This is a genomic window from Arthrobacter sp. Br18 (genome assembly GCF_000520555.1).
Classification (GTDB): domain Bacteria; phylum Actinomycetota; class Actinomycetes; order Actinomycetales; family Micrococcaceae; genus Arthrobacter_D.
This window is the reverse complement of record NZ_KI914862.1, coordinates 24,300-43,878: the sequence shown is the minus strand read 5'-3', so window position 1 is coordinate 43,878 and position 19,579 is coordinate 24,300. Positions and strand designations below refer to the sequence as shown.

The 19,579-nt window shown below is 66.4% G+C and carries 11 protein-coding genes, 1 tRNA gene and 1 pseudogene; 5 read left to right on the top strand and 8 right to left on the bottom strand.

The window, feature by feature from the left end:
* Window positions 1-587, bottom strand: a pseudogene (locus Y704_RS23980) (protease Do); the annotation flags it as partial.
* A gap of 299 nt (window positions 588-886) precedes the next feature.
* Between Y704_RS23980 and Y704_RS0109345 the strand changes: the two are divergent.
* From Y704_RS0109345 to Y704_RS0109335, 3 genes are all read left to right on the top strand, one after another.
* Window positions 887-2,986 carry a TPM domain-containing protein gene (locus Y704_RS0109345; protein WP_026549925.1) on the top strand — a complete coding sequence of 700 codons (2,100 nt, stop codon included), beginning with the start codon at window positions 887-889 and terminating at the stop codon, window positions 2,984-2,986.
* Window positions 2,987-3,043: 57 nt separating this feature from the next.
* Entirely contained in the window at window positions 3,044-3,805 is a 762-nt protein-coding gene (locus Y704_RS0109340; RefSeq protein ID WP_026549924.1) for a PspA/IM30 family protein, read from the top strand.
* 111 nt (window positions 3,806-3,916) lie between these two features.
* Window positions 3,917-5,308 carry a cryptochrome/photolyase family protein gene (locus Y704_RS0109335; protein ID WP_026549923.1) on the top strand — a complete coding sequence of 464 codons (1,392 nt, stop codon included), beginning with the start codon at window positions 3,917-3,919 and terminating at the stop codon, window positions 5,306-5,308.
* 116 nt (window positions 5,309-5,424) lie between these two features.
* Here the strand turns inward: Y704_RS0109335 and Y704_RS0109330 are convergent.
* From Y704_RS0109330 to Y704_RS0109320, 3 genes are all read right to left on the bottom strand, one after another.
* Window positions 5,425-5,498, bottom strand: a tRNA-Met gene (locus tag Y704_RS0109330).
* A gap of 54 nt (window positions 5,499-5,552) precedes the next feature.
* On the bottom strand, window positions 5,553-8,489 hold the full coding sequence (locus Y704_RS20160) for a UPF0182 family membrane protein (protein WP_173401131.1): 2,937 nt from the start codon (window positions 8,487-8,489) through the stop codon (window positions 5,553-5,555).
* Between the two features lie 280 nt (window positions 8,490-8,769).
* Window positions 8,770-9,897 carry a YlbL family protein gene (locus Y704_RS0109320; protein WP_026549922.1) on the bottom strand — a complete coding sequence of 376 codons (1,128 nt, stop codon included), beginning with the start codon at window positions 9,895-9,897 and terminating at the stop codon, window positions 8,770-8,772.
* A 328-nt stretch (window positions 9,898-10,225) separates the two neighbouring features.
* Between Y704_RS0109320 and Y704_RS0109315 the strand changes: the two genes are divergently transcribed.
* Window positions 10,226-11,671, top strand: coding sequence for a zinc-dependent metalloprotease (locus Y704_RS0109315; RefSeq protein ID WP_051476868.1), 1,446 nt, complete (start codon window positions 10,226-10,228; stop codon window positions 11,669-11,671).
* A 76-nt stretch (window positions 11,672-11,747) separates the two neighbouring features.
* Here Y704_RS0109315 and Y704_RS20155 read toward each other — a convergent pair whose 3' ends face one another.
* From Y704_RS20155 to nudC, 3 genes are read right to left on the bottom strand one after another with little or no spacing between them, the layout of a single operon-like run.
* A complete protein-coding gene (locus Y704_RS20155) occupies window positions 11,748-12,368 on the bottom strand; it encodes a M48 family metallopeptidase (protein ID WP_081747520.1) in 621 nt (206 codons plus the stop codon).
* A 1-nt stretch (window position 12,369) separates the two neighbouring features.
* A complete protein-coding gene (locus tag Y704_RS0109305) occupies window positions 12,370-14,475 on the bottom strand; it encodes an ATP-dependent DNA helicase UvrD2 (RefSeq protein WP_026549920.1) in 2,106 nt (701 codons plus the stop codon).
* Window positions 14,475-15,431: an NAD(+) diphosphatase gene (nudC, locus tag Y704_RS0109300; protein WP_026549919.1), complete on the bottom strand. Its 957-nt coding sequence runs from the start codon at window positions 15,429-15,431 to the stop codon at window positions 14,475-14,477. The genes Y704_RS0109305 and nudC overlap by 1 nt, the downstream gene beginning before the upstream one ends.
* A gap of 132 nt (window positions 15,432-15,563) precedes the next feature.
* Between nudC and Y704_RS25655 the strand changes: the two genes are divergently transcribed.
* The gene (locus tag Y704_RS25655) at window positions 15,564-17,060 is read left to right on the top strand and encodes a phosphotransferase (protein ID WP_081747519.1); all 1,497 of its coding nucleotides are present in this window, start codon (window positions 15,564-15,566) and stop codon (window positions 17,058-17,060) included.
* Here Y704_RS25655 and Y704_RS20145 read toward each other — a convergent pair.
* Window positions 17,041-19,579: 3'-5' exonuclease (locus tag Y704_RS20145; protein ID WP_035772187.1), on the bottom strand; the 2,539-nt coding region annotated here is incomplete at its 5' end. The genes Y704_RS25655 and Y704_RS20145 overlap by 20 nt on opposite strands.

Below are 19,579 nucleotides of genomic sequence, written 5' to 3'. Positions count from 1 at the left end.
CCGTCGTTCAACTGCACCTCGATGCTCGGATCGGCAACCTGCCCACCGAGCGTGACGACGTGGGTGTTCGTCAGGATGTGCCCGTCGTCATCGAGGATGATGCCTGATCCTGACCCGCCCGAGCCGCCGCCGCTCACGGCGATCTCCACCACGCTGGGAGACGCCGTCACCGCTGCACCCGTGATCTCGTTGACGCTGTCGGTATTGTTCACGACGATGGACTCGCTCGCTCCGGCGGGTGCGTTCGACGCCGGAGCGCCGTCGTCCAGCATTTCGTTCCCCGCCGTTGCCACACCTCCGCCGATCAGCCCAGCGATCAGGACGCCCGCCGCGAACGTTCCTCGGCCGACGCGTTTCCGGCCTCCCCCGCTGGCTGGAGCGCCGCTCGGGGGCACCTGCTGGCCGAACGTACCGGGGTGGGACTCGAAGCCCTGCTGGGTGTCGTATGGCTGGTGTCCGTTGTAGGCCGCGTGCTGCGTTGAACCAGGGTCGCCCGTCGCTTCCTGCGACCCCCACGCCGGTGGGTTTCCGGGGCGTGGAGGCAGCGGCCTTTCGGGCCCGTTGGATACGCCGTACTGCTCAGTCATGCGACTTCCTTCCGTCTAAGTTGTCCTCCACTATGCCAACACTCCCTGAAACTGCCGGGTGCACCGGCTGGACGTCGGCTGGGAGGTTGCTGGATGCTCGACGCGGATCCTGCCCGGAGAGCCGGCTCCGTACCAGTATGGCTCCCGCCCCGCCTGGGCCGGGTTTCGCTAGGGGCATAGGGGCCCCGGTGGACGGCTCTCGGTGCCCGCCATAGAATCGGAAAACCAGGACTCCCGGCGTCGTCCGCTCTCATTCCTGAATTCGGTTGTGATCGGGGGAACATGCTGAAGGGTTATGAATGCGATCAATCACCAGGCGGATGGGCGCCGCCGCCGCCCTGTGCGCGCTGACGGTACTACCGGTCATCGGGGTGGGTTCGGCTTTCGCTGCGGAGCCCGTCGATTTCCCCGACGGTGATCCGGTTTTCGATGACGCGGGCGTGCTGACCGCGGCCGACGAGACCGACATCGAAAGCGCGGTGGCCGATCTCGAGGCTGAATACGGCTTCACCGTCAACGTGGTGTTCGTGGACTCCTTCACCGGCCCGTCGGATCCGACCGCGTGGGCCCAGCAGACCGCTGAGGTCAGCAATATCGCCGGAGACCAGGCACTGCTCGCGGTGGCCGTCGACTCACAGCAGGCCCGGTTCATCGGCGGTCCGGATATCGAAGCCAGCACCGGCGACATCTTCGCCCAGCAGATCCAGCCCCAACTCGACCAGCAGAACTGGGCCGAAGCCGGCATCGCGGCGGTGGAGGGCACCGAGACCGTCCTCGCCGGCGGAGGCCCTGGTGCCGAAAGCGGAGCAGGCGCCGATCCCAGCGGCCTGGGCGGGATCGCCCTAATCGGCGGCGCCCTGGCCCTCGCCGGTGCGGGTGGATACGCCTACCTCAAGTCACGGAAGAAGCAGAAGAAGGATGCCGGCGGCGTCAATGAATACGGGTATTCCACCGGCGCCCAAGAGCAGGGACAAAATCCTGAACTGGTCGATCCCCTCGCCGCCCTCAGCGTCGAGGAGTTGAGAAAGCGTGCGGGAAGCCTGTTGATCGCGGCCGACGACGCCATCAAGTCGAGCGAACAGGAAGTCGGTTTCGCCGAGGCGCAGTACGGGGCCACAGCGGTAAGCACCTTCACCGCGGACATCGCCGCTGCGAAGGCCCACATGGGTGAGTCCTTCAAGCTCCAGCAGCAGCTGGACGACCACATCCCGGACACCGAGGAAGAGCAACGCGCCTGGCTGGGCGATATCATCCGGCGCTGTGAGGCCGTCAATGAATCGCTCCAGCAGCACAAGGCCGATTTCGACTCGCTTCGGGAACTTGAGCGGAACGCCCCCCAGGCACTGCAGGCGGCGCGTGAGCGGGGAAACGCAGCCGGAACGCGCTTCGCCGAGGCGGAACGCACGCTGTCGCAGCTCCGTCAGCGGTACGCCGACTCGGCGACACGCCAGGTGCAGGACAACGTGGAGCAGGCTCGGGAACGCCTCGCCTTCGTCGAGAGCGCGTCGGCCGAAGCGCGGGAGAAGCTCGACGCCGGCGATACCGGGCCTGCGGTCGTGGCCGTTCGCGCCACCGAGGAGGGCGTCCACCAGGCGAACCTGCTCCTCGACGCCATCGACAAACGCGCGTCGGAACTTGAGGCAGCGCAGTTGGAGCTGGACCGTGCTACCTCCGATACCACGGAGGACGTCGCGCAGGCCAGGGCCATGGTCGGAACGGGGATGCACCAGGACCTTGCCGGCCCGGTCGCAGCCGCGGAGGCTGCCCTGCAGACGGTCCGGTCCAGGCGCCAGGCCGGGCCCATCGACCCGGTCTCCCTCCTGCAGCGCGTCGAAGCCGCGCATCTGCAGCTCGACACTGCCCTGGGCGGGGTGCGTGACCAAGCGGATCAGTCGCGCCGTGCGAAGGACTCGCTGCACCATGCCCTGATGGCTGCGCAGTCGCGCATCTCGGGCACCGAGGACTACATCCGCGCACGACGGGGAGGAGTGGGCAGCGAGGCCCGCACGCGACTGGCCGAGGCGGAGCGGAACTTCGAATATGCACTCCAGATCCAGGACTCCGATCCGGTGTCGGCACTCACCCACGCCCAGCAGGCCGCTGTGCTCGCCAATCAGGCCGCCCAGCTTGCCGAGCAGGACGTCGACGGGTTCGGCGGGTACGGCGGGCGCGGCATGGCCGGGTACGGCGGCAGGGGAGGTCGGGGCGACGGCATGGGCGGCGCACTCCTCGGCGGCATCCTCCTCGGAGGGTTGCTCAACGGCGGAGGCGGCGGTTTCTTCGGCGGCGGGGGCGGCGGAGGCGACGGCGGCGGCGTCTTCGGCGGCGGCGGCTTCGGCGGCTTCGACGGCGGCGGTGGCGGCTTCGGCGGCTTCGACGGCGGTGGAGGCGGCTTCTAGGCACTTGCACAGATGCAGCATGCAGCACGTACCCAGCAGACAACGAAAGGGAACAACATGGTAAAGCAGTCAATTTTCGGACGGATCGCACAGCTGGCCAAGGCCAACATCAACTCGCTGATCGACCAGGCGGAGGACCCGCAGAAGATGCTGGACCAGATGGTCCGCGACTATACGAACAGCATCGCCGAGGCGGAAAGCGCGGTCGCGCAGACCATCGGGAACCTCCGGATGCTGCAGGACGATTATCAGGAGGACCTCGACAACGCGCGGAGCTGGGGAAGCAAGGCGCTCGCAGCGTCGAAGAAAGCCGATGACTACCGTGCGTCCGGTGATTCGGTGGACGCCCAGAAGTTCGACAACCTTGCGAAGGTGGCGATCCAGCGCCAGATCACTGCCGAGACCGAGGCGAAGGGCGCCGAGCCGACGATCGGATCGCAGGAGGAGATCGTCGACAAGCTCAAGAACGGCCTGACCCAGATGAAGGGCAAGCTCAACGAGCTCACCAGCAAGCGTGACCAACTGATTGCGCGCTCCCGGACCGCCCAGGCGCAGCAGCAGGTGCATGACGCCGTCAAGAGCATCGACTTCCTCGATCCCACCAGCGAGGTCGGACGATTCGAGGAGAAGATCCGCCGGGAAGAGGCGAAGGTACGCGGCCAGCAGGAGCTGGCGAGTTCCAGCCTGGATGCCCAGTTCGAGAGCCTTGAGGACCTCGGCGAGCAGACGGAGATCGAAGCACGTCTCGCGGCTCTGAAGTCCGGTGGGACGTCGTCCTCGCCCGCCCTCGAACAGGGGTCGGAGACACCCAAGTACTAGCTCGCCCCGCAGTCCCCAAGACGCCGCAGCGAATTCGCTGCGGCGTCGTGTCGTCAGGAAAGGTTCGACCCGGCCGCCTCCTGCCGCTTCTCCGGCAGGTATGTTGGTCGCATGGCTCCAACTCTGGTCTGGCTCCGCGACGATCTCCGCCTGGCCGACAATCCTGCCCTATCCGCAGCGGCGCAGAGCGGCGACGTCGTCGTGTGCTACATCCTTGACGAGGAAAGCCCCGGGATCCGCCCCCTCGGCGGGGCCTCCCGCTGGTGGCTCCACCACTCGCTCCTGGCACTTTCAGGAAGCCTTGCAGAACTGGGCGTCCCGCTCATCCTGCGCCGGGGTGCCGCCGCCGCCGTGATACCCCGGCTCATCGAAGAGACCGGGGCCGGCGCCGTGGTATGGAACCGCCGCTACGGATTGGCCGAGCGCAGCGCCGACGCCGCCATCAAGACCTGGTGCGGTGAGCACGCCGTCACTGCGACCAGCTTCCAGGCGAACCTTCTCTTCGAACCCTGGGCCGTGACGACCGGGTCCGGCGGGCCCTATCGGGTGTTCACGCCGTTCTGGCGGGCCTGCATGGACGGGCACCCACCACGGCAACCCCTGGGGGCGCCGTCATCACTTCGATGCGGGAATCCCCCGATGTCGAACGAGCTCGACTACTGGGCGCTCCTGCCGACCAGACCGAACTGGGCACAGGGTTTGCGGGAAACGTGGACACCAGGCGAGGACGGCGCCCATCGTCGGCTCGCTGAATTCCTCGACGACCACGTGTCGGGCTATCAGAAGAACCGCGACCTCCCTGCCTCCGAGGGGACCAGCAGGCTGTCGCCGCACCTGCGCTTCGGGGAGATCAGTCCCTTCGACGTGTGGCATGCCGCCCAGGAGCGGAAGGACGCCTCTGTCGGCGAGGACATCCGGGTCTTCGGTTCCGAACTTGGCTGGCGCGAATTCTGCTGGCAGCTGCTGTACTTCAACCCGGAGCTGGCGACGAAGAACTACCGTCCCGAGTTCGACGCCTTCGCCTGGGAGAGCTCAACCCGATCGGAGCTGCAGGCCTGGCAGGAGGGTCGTACTGGCTATCCGCTGGTGGATGCGGGCATGCGGCAGATGTGGGAAACCGGCTGGATGCACAACCGGATCCGGATGGTCACCGGGTCCTTTCTGATCAAGAACCTCCTGATCGACTGGAGGGTGGGCGAGCAATGGTTCTGGGACTGCCTCGTCGATGCCGACACCGCGAGCAACGCGGCGAACTGGCAGTGGGTGGCAGGATCAGGAGCTGATGCCAGCCCGTACTTCCGGGTCTTCAATCCGGTGACCCAGAGCAGGAAATTCGACCCCGAGGGAAAGTACCTCCTGCGCTTCGTCCCCGAGCTTGCCGATGCCGAGAACATCCACGAACCGTGGAAGGGACGGGCGGAGGGCTACCCTGCCCCGGTGGTCGACCTCAGGGAGAGCCGGGAGCGGGCGCTTGCGGCGTACCAGGCGCTGCGGAAACCGTAACTCTGGTCCCGCGTGCTGCGGCCTCCGACCGCAGCGGACCAGCTGACACGGCGTCTGGTCCTGTCCACAGACGAAAAGGTCCGGCCGACATATCTGTCGACCGGACCTTTTCTTCGTTGCGGGGACAGGATTTGAACCTGTGACCTCTGGGTTATGAGCCCAGCGAGCTACCGAACTGCTCCACCCCGCGGCGTATAACTAACGTTACCGGCCGCGGGGCGAAGAGGCAAATCGAGGCTGAACCTCAGCCGCCGGCGCCCGCTGAAACGCGCTCCTCGGCCGCCAGGGCCCGCTGCAGGGCATCGTTCAACCTGTCCTGCGCCTCGCCGTATGCCGCGAAGTCGCCCTCGGCGAGCGCAGCGTTGCCCTCCGTGACCGCGGCGCTTGCGTCATCGAGCGCCGTCCTCAGGTCCGCTGCCGGATCATCGGTCGTCCCGCCGGGAGCGACAGGTGGTGCTCCGCCGTCGCCCTCCGCAGGAGGCGTGCCGCCCTCTTCGGGAGGCGCTGCCGGATCATCGGGGGTCTCTCCGACATTCTCGCTGTCGCCCGTTGTCGCCCCGGAGTCTCCCCCGAACACCTGGTCGAGGGCCTCATCGAGCGTCGGCGCGAATCCGACGTCATCCCCGAAGCTCACCAGCACCCGACGCAGGACCGGGAAGGACGAGCTTCCCGAGGACTGCACATAGACCGGCTGGACATAGGCGATGCCGCCGCCGATCGGCAGGGTCAGCAGGTTGCCGTTGATGACCTCCGACGCACCCTGGCGCAGGAGGTTGAGGTCCTGGGACACCGTCGTGTCGGAGTTGAACAGGTTCTGCGCCTGTCCCGGACCGACGGTGGAATCCTGGCCCGACGAATCGAGCAGGGTCAGCCTGCCGTAGTCCTCGCTCTTGACGCCGTCCTCACCGGTGCCGGCATCCCCGTTGGCGGCAAGGAACCCGTACAGGACGTTGCGAGGTTCCTGGCCTACCGGAACGAACGGGATGAAGGGCGTGGTCAGGGAGAACGCCGCGGCGTCCTGCTCGGGCATCTGCAGCGTCAGGTAGAACGGCGGCTGCCGGACGGTCGACTCGGAGCCCAGGGTCGGATCCCCGGGGACGCTCCAGGCCTCGTTGTTGCTGTAGAAAGGCTCGGTCTCGGTGACGTGGTACCGGGCCAGAAGTTCACGCTGGACCTTGAACAGGTCCTCCGGATAACGCACGTGCGCCATGAGGTCCGCTGACATCTCGCTGTAGGGCTTGATGGAGGACGGGTAGACGTTCTGCCAGGACTTCAGGATCGGATCCTCGTCATCCCACGCGAACAGCTCCACGGTGCCGTCGTAGGCGTCGACCGTGGCCTTGACCGCGTTGCGGATGTAGTTGACCTGCTCCGCCGGTAGGGCCGTGGAGAATCCTTCTGCCGTCTGCGAGTCCTGGGTGGCGGACTCCAGTTCCTGCTGTGTGGAATACGGGAAGTCGGCGCTCGTCGTATAGCCGTCGATGATCCACTTCACGCGGCCGTCGACGATTGCAGGGTAACTGTTCCCGTCCAGGGTCAGGTAGGGAGCGACTTTCTCCACGCGCTCCACGGGATCCCGGTCGTACAGGATCTGCGACTCACTGTTCACCTGGTCGGAGAGCAGGAGGTCCGTGGACTGGAACTTGAGGGCGTAGACCAGGCGGTTGAAGGCATTTCCGACCATCGGTCCGCCGTTCCCCACGAAAGTGCTCCGCGACTCGTTGTCGGAATTCTCGCTCTGGGGCCGGTCGATCTCGCTGGGAGCCGTCCCTTCAGGAGCTCCCACCACCGAGTACACCGGGGATTCCTCACCGAAGTAGATGCGTGGCTCATAGGTGGATTCATCACCCAGCACCCCTGTGGAGGGGATGCCGGCCTGCAGGAACTCCGGGCGTCCGTCCGGCTGCACGGTGGACCCTGCTGCAGCGACGACGCCGTACCCGTGCGTATAGAAGACGTGTTCGTTCACCCAACCGGCCGGGACGCCGCTCGTGTCGAGTTCCCGGACCGCGATGACGGTGTCCTGGATTTCGCCGTCGATCTCGTACCGGTCGACGTTCAGCGTCTCGGGGAACTGGTAGTACTGCCGGAACTGCTGCAGCTGGCTGAAGGCATCGGATACGAGGTTCGGATCCAGAAGGCGGATATTGGTCGTGGTTTCTCCCTCGTCGCCCAGGGCTCCGGCCTCGGGCACGTCGATGGGGTTGTACGCCGACACCTTCACCTCGTTGAGCCCGTAGGCCTCGCGGGTGAGGGCGATGTTGCGGTCGATGTATTCGCCTTCGAGGGTCAGTTCCGAGGGAACCACCTGGAAGCGCTGGACGACCCACGGGTATACCCCGCCCGCGAGCAACGCAGTGATGATGAGCATGGCGGTACCGATCACCGGCAGCCGCCACCTACCCACGATGACGGAGACGATGAACAGCACTGCGACGATGACGGCGGCGACGGCGAGGATGGCCTTGGTGGGGATGACCGCGTTGACGTCCGTGTAGAGCGCGCCGGCCCATCGTCCCTGGCCCTGCAGGGTGGCGTAGCGGTCCAGCCAGTAGTTCACGCCCTGCAGCAGGAGGAACAGTGCAGCAACGACGGCGATCTGCACCCTTGCCGCCTTGGTGGTGAACACACCCTTTTCCTCGAGGCGGATGCCGCCGTAGAGGTAATGGGTCAGCACCGATGCGATGGCGCTGATGATGACGACGCTCAGGAGGAACCCTGTGAGGAAGCCGAAAAAGGGGAGCGAGAACATGTAGAACGCGTAGTCGATCCCGAACTCGGGGTCCTGGCTGCCGAACGGCTCCTGGTTGATGAACAGGAGGACCTGCTGCCACTGGGAGGACGCCGCGGTGCCGGCGAACGCGCCGAGCACCAGGGGAATGCCGAGCATGAGGAGCCGTCGGATCGGTTCGAGCTGCGCCTGGTACCGGTTCAGGTTGTCCTGGATCGCACTGTCCGGAGCATAGATCGGCCTGCTGCGGTACGCAATCCGGAGGCTGAAGTACACGGCGCTTGCCATGACGAGGAACGCCGCGAGGAAGAGCGCGATCCGCGAGAGATTTTCCGTGATGAACACTTCGAGGTAGCCGAGCTGGTCATACCAGAGGACATCGGCGTACACCTGTGAAAGGTAGACGAGGGCAATGACGATGACCGCTACCACGATGATCGTGGGAATCAGCGGGCTGCGCCGTCGGGTGGAGGAACTTGCTGGGCTCGGCCTGCTGCCGAATGGCCGGTCTGGTCCGGATGTCACATCTACCTCATCGTTGGCTGCTGCGGATCACGACGACCTTGACTGGACCATCTTCAGTTAGCCGGGGAAAAAACCGACCTGAAACAGCGTGCAGCCACCGCCTTCGTGTTTTCATTCTGCCCTGTCCACGCGTGGGCCGCCCAATCCAGTTCCCCCGATCGGAGGATCCCCGCCGACCGTGATCGAACCGTGTCCTGATCGGGCGTCAGCTGCACGAAGGCAGCGACGAGGCGTTCCCGCCGTTCCCCAGCATCTCGACCGCCTCGACGGCGTCGTCGAGCGTCTCGATACTCACCACCGTCAGGCCGGCCGGAATGTGGCCCACCACCTCATCGCAGTTCGCCGCGGGAGCCAGGAATACTTCGGCACCGTCGGTACGCGCCCCGGTCAGCTTCTGCGCGATTCCGCCGATGGGTCCGACGTTTCCGACCGAGTCGATGCTGCCGGTGCCGGCGAAGGAACGCCCCCCGGTGAGGTCGCCCTCCGTCAGGATGTCGATGATGCCGAGTGCGAACATTGTTCCCGCGGACGGTCCGACGACGTTGTCGAGCTGGATCGAGACGTCGAAGGGGAACTGGAACGTGGAGCTCAGGAGCACTCCCAGCTGGTAGTTCCCCTCCTCGGACCGTTTCGGCACCACGGTCACCTGGGTGGAAGCGCCGTCCCTCTCCACCGTAAGCTCGACCGCATCACCGCCGGCGTCGTTCAATGCAGTGCGGATCGTACTGATATCGACCACGTCGGTGCCGTCGATGGATGAAAGGACGTCCCCCTCCTGGAGTGCATCCAATGACGCCGAGTCAGGGGCGAGGCCGGCGACGGTCAGGGATTCGCTGAAGGCGATGTCGAGCTCACCGAGCGCCGCGGCGATAGCGGCGTCCTGGGAAGAGGTCATGGCGACCGTCCCCTGTTCGCGGAGCTCGGACTGGGTGGTTCCCGGAGGATAGACGATCTCCTCCGGCTGGACGTCACGTTCAGGATCGATCCACCCGCTGAATGCCTCGAAAATGCTCACCTGCCGGTTGGGTCCACCCTGGACGGAGACAGTCGTCAGGCTGAGCTCGCCCTCGGCCGGGTAGGTTTCCGCTCCGGACACCTCGATCAGGGGCTGGTCGTTGACCTCGCCGATGGTGTTGAAGGTGGGACCCGGGGCTTCGACCACATAGGGAGCGGGGATCAGGAGGGCAGCGCCGCCGAGAACCACTGCCAGGGTTCCCGACACCGCCATGGCCGAGAACCGGGGGTCCCGCGGCCTCGGTACGGCCGAGAACCGGGGGTCCCGCGGCCTCGGTACAGCCGGTTCAGGCGTCACGGACTGCTGTGGATCTGTCAAGGGTGCTTCTTCCTCTGGTCGAACCGGCGCTCCGCAGCAGCAGGCGCTGCTGCACTATGCCTCATACCAGCCTAATCGGTGCTTCCGGGGCGCACGGCAAGCACCCGGTGCCCACCTGCGGCTACGCACACCCGCCGGGGCTTTGCCGACAGCGAACGGACAGCCCCATCGGGGACAAGTCCGTGGAGCGCCCGGTACCGTAGGGCGAACAACCGCCAGCCGTCATCAGGCTGCTCGGGCAACAGACGCTATCCCAGGACCGGTGGTATCAGTGACCAACCCATCCAACCCGTCGGACGACGACGCACCCAAGGATCCGCTCTCCGAAATGATTGCCCGGATGATGGGAGGGGACGCCCAGGGTTTCGACCCCCAGGAAATCGCACGGGCCGCCGGACTTCCTTCCGACCCGCAGGCAATGATGATGATGATGCAGCAGGTCCAGGCGATGTTTTCCACACCCAGCGAGGGCCCGGTGAACTGGCAGCTCGCCCATGACCACGCCCGGCGGGTTGCAGCGACGGACAACGATCCGACGGTGTCGCCCGTGCAGCGCCGGAGCGTCGACGAGGCGCTGAGACTGGCCGAGATGTGGCTGGATCCGGTGACTGATTTCCCGAGTACCGGCCATCTCGGCCGGGCCTGGTCCCGGGCTGAATGGGTCGAGGCGACGATGGGAACCTGGCGGCGCCTGACCGAGCCCGTAGCGACGAGCATCGCGAAGGCGCTCTCGGAAACCATCAGCAACCAGCTTCCCGAGGAAATGAAGTCGATGATGGGCATGATGGGCGGGCCCTCCTCGATCCTGCAGAACATTGGTGGGGCGATGTTCGGCATGCAGCTCGGCCAGGCCGTAGGTGCACTGTCCAAGGACGTCGTCGGATCGACGGATATCGGAGTCCCGCTATCCGACGAGCACATGGCCCTCCTTCCTTCGAACGTCGCGGCTTTCGGCCAGGGCCTGGATGTTCCCGAACAGGAGGTCCTGCTGTTCCTCGCTGTCCGTGAAGCAGCGCACGCAAGGCTCTTCACCCAGGTGCCGTGGCTCACCGGCCACCTCCTCGGAACGATTGAACGCTATGCCCGCGGCATCCACATCGATATGTCGAAGATCGAGGAGGCCGCCCGGGACATCGACCCGACGAACCCGGAGAGCATGCAGGCCGCCCTCTCCCAGGGCGTCTTCATGCCCGAACGGACACCGGAACAGGACGCAGCCCTCGAGCGGCTCGAAACCGTTCTGGCCCTGGTGGAGGGATGGGTGGACGAACTGACAGCTGAGGCCACAGCCAACCTGCCGTCGTCGTCCGCCCTGCGTGAGATGGTGAGGCGACGCCGAGCCACGGGAGGGCCTGCCGAGCACGCCTTCGCGTCACTGGTGGGCCTCGAGCTGAGGCCGCGCAGGCTGCGGGAGGCCGCATCGCTGTGGTCACTGTTGACCGACGAGCGGGGAATCAAGGGACGCGATGCCATCTGGGAACATCCGGATCTCCTGCCGACGGCTGAGGACCTGGATGACCCGCAGGGCTTCTCCCAGCGGCGCAAGCTGGTCGAGTCGTCGGAGGCCGATGTCGACGCCGCGCTTGAAAGGCTGCTGTCCGGAGGGTTCGAGGCCAAGGACACCTCCGACGATCCACCGGAAGCCGCCGGTGACGGTTCCGACGCTGTGGCCGGCTCCGACGGCGGTTCCGACGGTGCCGGGGGCTCCGACGACCGTTCCGGTGACGCGGACGACGCCGATGGTGGCGGGAAGCCGGGGAACCCCTCGGTCTAGCTCACCTAGCGGGTGGTAGGGGGACGCCGCTCTCCCCGGCCTGCGCCGCGGAGAGCAACCGGTCGGAGCCGGGGAATCAGTGTCCGGCGGTCCGACCGGCAGCTCGGTTGGCTGCGAATGACACACCGGAAAGGAACGCTTTCGCGGTTTCGGTGCGGGGATAGGCGGTGAGCAGCTTCCAGAACCGCGCATTGTGTGACGGCTCGATCAGGTGGGCCATCTCATGCAGGATCACATAGTCCACCACCCATCCCGGCATGCTCTGAAGCTTCGAGGACAGCCGGATCGATTTCCGTGCGGGTGTGGCTGATGCCCACCGCGAATTCTGGTTGGTGACCCAGCCGATCGTGTCCGGCACGCCCCTGCCTTCAAAAAACTCCCCGGCGAGCCTGCGCGCCCTGCCCAGTAGTTGCTCGACGGGCGCGTCGTAGGTGGGTGGAGGTCCGAACGGGTACTTCTGATCCATGCGGCGCACCATGCGCGCCACCCACTCGTCCTCCTGAAGGGGTGAGAAATGGGCGGGGATCGACACGACGATGCGCCCGTCCCGGAGATCGGCGCTGACCGTCCGCTTCCGGCGGGCTGACCGGCGGACGACGACGGGGCGCGCCCCTGCCGCGCGGCGCCCGTCCCCACGTGTTCCGGCGCGGACGGCCGGTGGATCCCCCTGCGAGCCCCCCACCAGGTCACCCGTCATTTCAGCTGTCCCCGATGATGTCGAGAACCGATTCGCCGTACCGCTCGAGCTTGGCGGAGCCCACGCCGGCGAGGTCCCCCAACTCATCAAGGGTCTGGGGCCGTGCCTCCGCGATGGCGATCAGCGTTGCGTCGGTGAACACGACGAAGGCAGGTACATCCTTCTCCCGTGCCTCTTCGAGGCGCCAGGTACGCAGCGCCTCGAAGGTGTGTTCCTCATAGGTTGCGGGACACTCCGAGCACCTGCCCATCTTCCGCTCCGAGCCGGTGCTCAGCGGGCGACGGCAGACCCTGCACAGCGCGGGCCCTGCAGCTTTCCTCGGTTGTCTCGCCTTGGGCTGGCGGAAGGCCTGGGTTCCGGATCCCGCCGGCCGCAGCACATCGAGGAAGCGCGAGGGCTTCCGGCTGGCACGTCCCCCCGGCGACCGGGCAGTAGACCATGACAGGAACAGGTGCGAGCGCGCCCTCGTGATTCCGACATACAGCAACCGGCGCTCTTCGTCGATGCTCTCCTGGGTGTCGGCGAACGAGATGGGCATGAGTCCTTCACTCAGGCCCACGAGGAAGACAGCGTCCCATTCCAGCCCCTTTGCGGAGTGGAGCGACGCAAGTGTGACCCCCTGGACCGTGGGCGCATGCTGGGCAGCGGAGCGCTCCTCGAGTTCCGCGACAAATCCCTGGAGGGTGAAACCATCCGCTCCCCGTGCGGCGCTGATCTCGTCGGCGAGGCCGACGAGCGCTGCCAGCGACTCCCACTTCTCGCGGACCGCCCCGGAGTTCTGGGGAGCGGCGGAGGTATAGCCGAGGGAGGCGAGGACATCCCTCACCTGCTGGGGCACGTCGTCGTCGCCCTGGACCCGCGCCGCTGCGCGCAACTGGAGCAGGGCATCGCGGACTTCACGGCGGGCGAAGAAGCGCTCGCCTCCGCGCAGCTGGTACCCGATGCCCGCACTGGCCAGCGCCTGCTCATAGGCCTCGGACTGGCCGTTCGTTCGGTACAGGATGGCGATCTCACTCGCCGCCACCCCGGCCTCGCGGAGCTGACCGATGCGGCGGGCAACCTCGGCAGCCTCTGCGTCATCGTCGCTGCACTCGGTGAAGGCCGGTTCCGGACCCGCGTCCCGCTGGGCAATCAGCTCCAGCGGTTTGGACCAGAACGTGTCCACCGCCCGCCTGTCCGCTTCGGAATTGCGCGCGGCGAGAAGGGTATTGGCGAGACGCACCACCTGGGGGGTGGAGCGGTAATCGCGCACCAACTTCACCACCTGGGCACCCTCGTACCGTTTCGTGAACTCGAGGAGATGGCGGGAGGTTGCCCCGGTGAAGGAATAGATGGTCTGGCTGGCATCCCCGACCACGCACAGTTCGTGGCGCTCGCCCAGCCAGAGGTCGAGGAGCCGCTGCTGCAACGGCGAAACGTCCTGGTATTCGTCGACGACAAAGTGCCTGTACTGACTCCTCACGGTTGCCGCGACCTTCTCGTCCTCCTGAAGGATGCCCACTGTCGTGAGCAGGACGTCCTCGAAATCGATCAGGTTCCGATCGATCTTCAGGTCCTCATAGGCGGTGAAGACCCGGGCCACGGTGGTCAGGTCCATTCCCGCGGGCTCGGCGCGGCCGGCTGCTGCCGCGGTGTAGTTGTCCGGCGTCAGCATGGACACCTTCGCCCACTCGATCTCGGCTGCGACGTCACGGATCGCCGCCCGGTCCGTCGAAAGCCTCAGGCGCCTCGCCGACTCGGCGATGAGTTGCGCCTTGTGATCCACGAGGGCGGGCAACGGACCCCCGACGGCCTGCGGCCAGAAGTACTGGAGCTGCCGCAGTGCGGCGGCATGGAAGGTGCGGGCCTGCACGCCACCTGCACCGAGATCCCGGAGCCGGGTCCGCATCTCCGCCGCGGCCCTTGCGGTGAAGGTCACCGCAAGGACCTGCTGTGGTTTGTACACACCGGTATGGACGCCGTAGGCAATGCGGTGCGTTATGGCCCGCGTCTTCCCTGTTCCAGCTCCGGCCAGGACGCACAATGGTCCCGACAGGGAGGTTGCGACGCTGCGCTGTTCGCTGTCCAGTCCGTCCAGGATCCGCTCTTCGAAAGGCTGTTCGGACACTACGGGCGTACCTCTGCCGGTTCCTCGTCAAGTGGCCCGCCGTACCAGCGTTCGATCATCGCGCGTGCGATGGACACGCTTCCCGCCACGGTGATGTCACCGTCCCGGACCGCCTCGAAGAGTTCCCGGCGCGTGAACCACCGCACGGTCTGGATTTCGACGCCGTCAGGCACCACTGCGGTCCCCGCCGCCACCGCCGTGAAGCCGAGCATGATGGAGGCGGGAAATGGCCAGGGTTGCGAGCCGAGGTAGCGGGGCGAGTGAACTTCAATACCCGATTCTTCAGCGACCTCCCGTACGACAGCGGCTTCAAGCGACTCCCCGGGCTCGACGAATCCGGCGAGCGTGGAGAAGCGGTTCTCCGGCCAGGTGACTGCCGAACCGAGCAGCAGCCTGTCGTCCTCATCCACGATGGCGACGATGATGGCCGGGTCCGTGCGGGGAAAATGCTGGGAGCCGTCCCGCGGGCATCGCCGCACCCAGCCGCCGTCGACGGGAATGGTGGGATATCCGCAGCGCGGACAGTGGGTGTGGGTTGCGTGCCAGTTGGCCACTGCGGAACCTGCCACGAAAAGCCCCGCGTCGCGGGGATCGAGCGCGGCCGCGACTTCGCGCAGTCCTACCCACTCCCCCTCTGCAGCGAGAGTGAAGTCGGGTTCGTCACGCACGACGAGCACTACCTGCCGTCCTGCATCTGCGGCGCCCGGCAACACCCGCCCGAGGTAGATGGGATTTGCGGGTTGTGGTATCTCGCCGGACGGAAAGAGCTTCAACCGGGTGCCGGTGACGGGGGCCAGTCCCCCGGCCAGCACGAGGACCAGCGTTTCCGGAGACGACCACAACGTGTCGAACAGGTCGGGATCCTGCCGGCGGAGTCCGTCCCGATCAGTGTCCGACCGCGAAAGCGGTAAGGAACCCAGGGGTGGGAGAACCAGGGATCGAAGCGGTTCAGTCATTATTCAAAGGTACTTTCTCCCTCCCCCAAAAGACATTTCGAAACGGCTCCGTGGAGGGCGAGTGCTACCCATCTCACGACTCGCCGCGCCCCAAGTACTCCTGAACCTCCGAAACCCCCTACCGTTGAACTTGTGAAACGGACCCCCATGGAACTCGCTGCAATTGCCAGCGCCGCTGTGCCGGGCCTCGCCCCGACCGGTGTGGCGGGCGCTCCGGACGACACCGCCGACTTCGACTCGGCGCTCCTCGTCGACGATTCCGGGAAGCAATGGCGCGTCCGTTCGCCCAAGCATGTCGAAGCGAGCATGAGGCTCGAGACCGAGGTGAAGGCACTGAGGGCGTTCACCCCCGCAGTCAAGGCGGAACTGCCCTTCCTGATCCCGCACATCGCAGGAAGCGTGCGGCAGGGAAACATCAGCACCTTCGTCTATTCACACCTCGAAGGCACCACCCGGAGCCTGGACGCCCTGGCATCGGCCGGCCCCGGTATGGCTGCAGAGCTGGGCAGGACGATCGCTGCGATCCACCAACTCCCACAGCTGCTCGTCGAACAGGCCGACCTGCCGAGCTACGGGGCAAACGAGTTCCGGCAGCGCAAGCTCAATGAGCTGGATCAGGCGGCCACCACCGGCCGTATCCCGGCAGTCCTCCTACGCCGGTGGGAGCATGCACTCGAGGACGTGGCTCTGTGGCGCTTCAGTCCGTCGGTGGTTCACGGCGACCTCCATGAGGACCACCTCCTGGTCTCGGCGGGCAGGGTGGCTGCCGTCACCGGGTGGACCGACCTTCGCATCGGAGATCCGGCGGATGATTTTGCCTGGCTCGCCGCCGCAGCCGACCACTCCTTCGTGGACGGCGTCTATTCGGCCTACGCGGCGGCTTCCGAGCTGCCGGTCGACCCGCACATCGCCCGCAGGGCGTCGCTCGCGGCGGAGTTCGCCCTGGCGCAGTGGCTCGTGCGCGGAATATCGCTCGAGGACCCCCAGATGGTGTCCGAGGCGGAAGAAATGCTGGAGACACTCCAGGCCGATGTGGAAGCCTCCGAGCTCGTCGTACACTCCACCCAGCATGAGTCACCCGCAAACGGTCCTGCTGTCTATGACGTGCAGCCGATGACTGATGCGGAGCAGGGCACCGGACAGGACCTGCACGACATCGAGGGACACGGCCGCGACGGGCACACCGGTTCCGGCACTGAGGCCCGGCGCGGCGACCAGAACTCGACGGATGAATTTGGGAAGGTCCAGGCCCGTGGTATCGAGGACGACGCCCGAGCTGTGAACACTGCGGAGCGCGCGCCCACTGCGCAGCCTCTCATCGCTCCGGAATCGGCGGACGCCGAAGAACCGGCCGGTGAATCGGCTGAAGAACCGGGCAGCCAGCCAGGCGGTCAACCATACTCCCTTTCGGGGAACGGCAGCCACGCCTACCCGGGAGCCCGGCCCGGCTCGGCCTACAGTGATGCGCTTCACGAGGGCGAACCCCACGAGCGCCCCCGGGTACACCACCACCAGGGCGCCGCATCGTCGAAGGTCGCGCGGCTCCGCCCGGACGGCGGCTCCCCGACCTCGATGGCCATGAACGACGTCGAGACTTCGGCCCTTCCCATCATTTCCGGCCGCCGCTAGGCCCTTCCACCGAGGAGACGATCGTTACGAGGTCTTCCTCCCCCGCCAGATCATGCGGACGCACCAACCTGTTGTCGGCGATATAGAAGAAGGCTGCGCGGACCTGCTCAAGCGGCACATTGTTGAGCCGCGACCAGGCGAGCCTGTAGAGCGCGAGCTGCACGGCTTTCGTATCCCTGCGCGCCCCGCTGGGAGGACGGCCGGTCTTCCAGTCGATCAGATCCCAGCCCCCGTCGGCATCCCGGAAAACCGCGTCGATGCGGCCGCGGACAACCACTTCACCCACCCTTGTTTCGATGGGAACCTCGATACCTGCCGGTGTCCTGGCGGCCCATTCGGAGCGCTTGAAAATCTCGGCCATGTCGGCGAGGCCAAGGACCTGGTCGACGTGCTCGTCTGCGGCGCCTGGGTATTCACCGAGGTCGAGCATTCCGCTGGTTCCATAGAATTCCTCGATCCACGCATGAAAAGCGGTACCTTTCCGGGCCGCGGACCCGGGGCGGCGCGGCACGGGCCGACGAAGCTGGGTCATCACCGCCGCCGGGTCCTCGACGAGTTCCACGAGGGTCGACGCGGAGATGTGGGGTGGCAGCTTCACGGGGAAGGACGCATTGTCCTCGGACTGGCGTGCGAGCGCGAGATCCACCTCCCGGACCCAGCGCCCTCCGGGTGCGGGCTCTGCGCCGTGCCCTTCGGGTGAAGCGAATTGGTCGACTATTTCCGTGACCGATGCCGCTGCCGCCTCGAGAGCCGGCCTGCGCGAGCCGAGCGGATCGAACGGCCATCGTGCCCGCTGCGGCACGGCATTGGCAGGGTTGGTGCTCCCCTCATCCTCTTCCGCAACCCACTGGATCAGCGAGAAGCCGGGCTCGGACTGTTCGGCTAGCGCCAGCAACTCCAGAAGGTAGCCGGAGGCGGCGGAAGCGTTGGTCCGTCCCCCGCCCCAGGCGGACGAGGTACAGACGAGGACATGTTTGGCACGGGTGAACGCCACGTAGGCAAGCCGCCGTTCCTCACGCTCGGTGTGCGCCTTGGCCTCGCCTGCGAAGTTTTTTTCGCTCTCCAGCCACCCCAGCTGATCCGGTTGCTCCCAGTCCCACTGCGGGAGTTCGAAAGCATCCCCGCGAAGCCCCCAGGGAATGGCTGAATCACCGGAGCTCCACCGGGAATCGGTTCCGCTTGGAAAAGCACCTCCGTTCAGGCCGGGAACCAACACGATGTCCCATTCGAGGCCCTTGGAGGCATGAACCGTGAGGAGCTGGACGGCGTCCCTGCTGGCCTCGAGTTGTGTCACGGGGAGACCGTCCTCCTCCGCGTCCGCAGCCTCGAGCCAGGCCAGGAATGCCGGGAGGTCGACCCGCTCGGCCGCGGCAGTGAAACCGGCGACCGCTTCGGAGAAAGCGTCGAGGTTCCGCCGCGCGTCGTGAATACTTGTTCCCGGCTTTGCTGCCACCTCGATGTCCAGCAGGATGGTTCGCTCCACCTCGCCGATGATGGTGGTGAGGTCATCTCCGACGAAGTGCCGCAGGGAGCGCAGTTCGTCCCTCAGGACCGCGAGCCGGGCGCGCCCCTCGGCGCCGAGCTCCCTGCCGGCGGCCGAGACCCAGTCCAACGGCGGTAGATGGTCGACCGCCTCGACAAGACTCCCGGCCTCCGCGATGTCGTACTGGACGATGGTCTCCGACGGCTTCTCCCCGTCGTCGGCAGAACCATCGGTACCGGCGTTTCGGCGTCCTCCCGCCTCGCGGGAGCGGAACAGCTGCCGCGACCAGTCGCCCAGGGCCATGAGGTCCGCAGGACCAATGCGCCACCGGGCACCGGCCAGCAGCCTGAGCATCGAATCAGAACGGTCAGGGTCGCCGAGGACCCGCAGTACCGCCAGCATCTCGACGATCTCCGGTGTACGGAGCAATCCGCCCAACCCTACGATCTGCACCGGGATTCCCTGGCGCTCCAGCTCACTACGGATGGGTTCGAACTGCTTCCGCGTGCGGCACAGAACTGCCAGGGTGGGACGGAGGCGCGCCCCCTGCTCGTCCCGTTCGAAGGTGCGTCGTGAATGGTGGGTGATCTGTGCAGCCAGGGCTTCGGCTTCACTTCTGGCAGCACCCGGTTCCACGGTGTCATTTGCGGATGCGGGATCCCCGCTGCCAGCCGAATCCATGGGGGCGATCACGGGCGGATTTACGCGAGCTTCGGAAAGGAATCTCCCGAGGATGACCTCGCCCACCGGAACTTCTGGTTTCGGTTCGAGCTCGGGCACCACGAGGGAGCGCGCCGTGCGCAACCACGGCGCAGGCACCCCCAGCGGTGAGGACACCGCGTTCGCCGCCGCGAGGATGGCCTTCGAGTTGCGCCATGCAACCGACAGGTTGGCTACAGGAGAGGGAACCCACCCGCCGTTCGGAGCGGCGGTGGGGAAAGTCGTTCGGAAGGTGCCGAGCTGGCCCGCTGACGCGCCGCGGAAGCCGTAGATGGACTGGTGAGGGTCGCCGACGGCCGTCACTGCACGGCCGTCG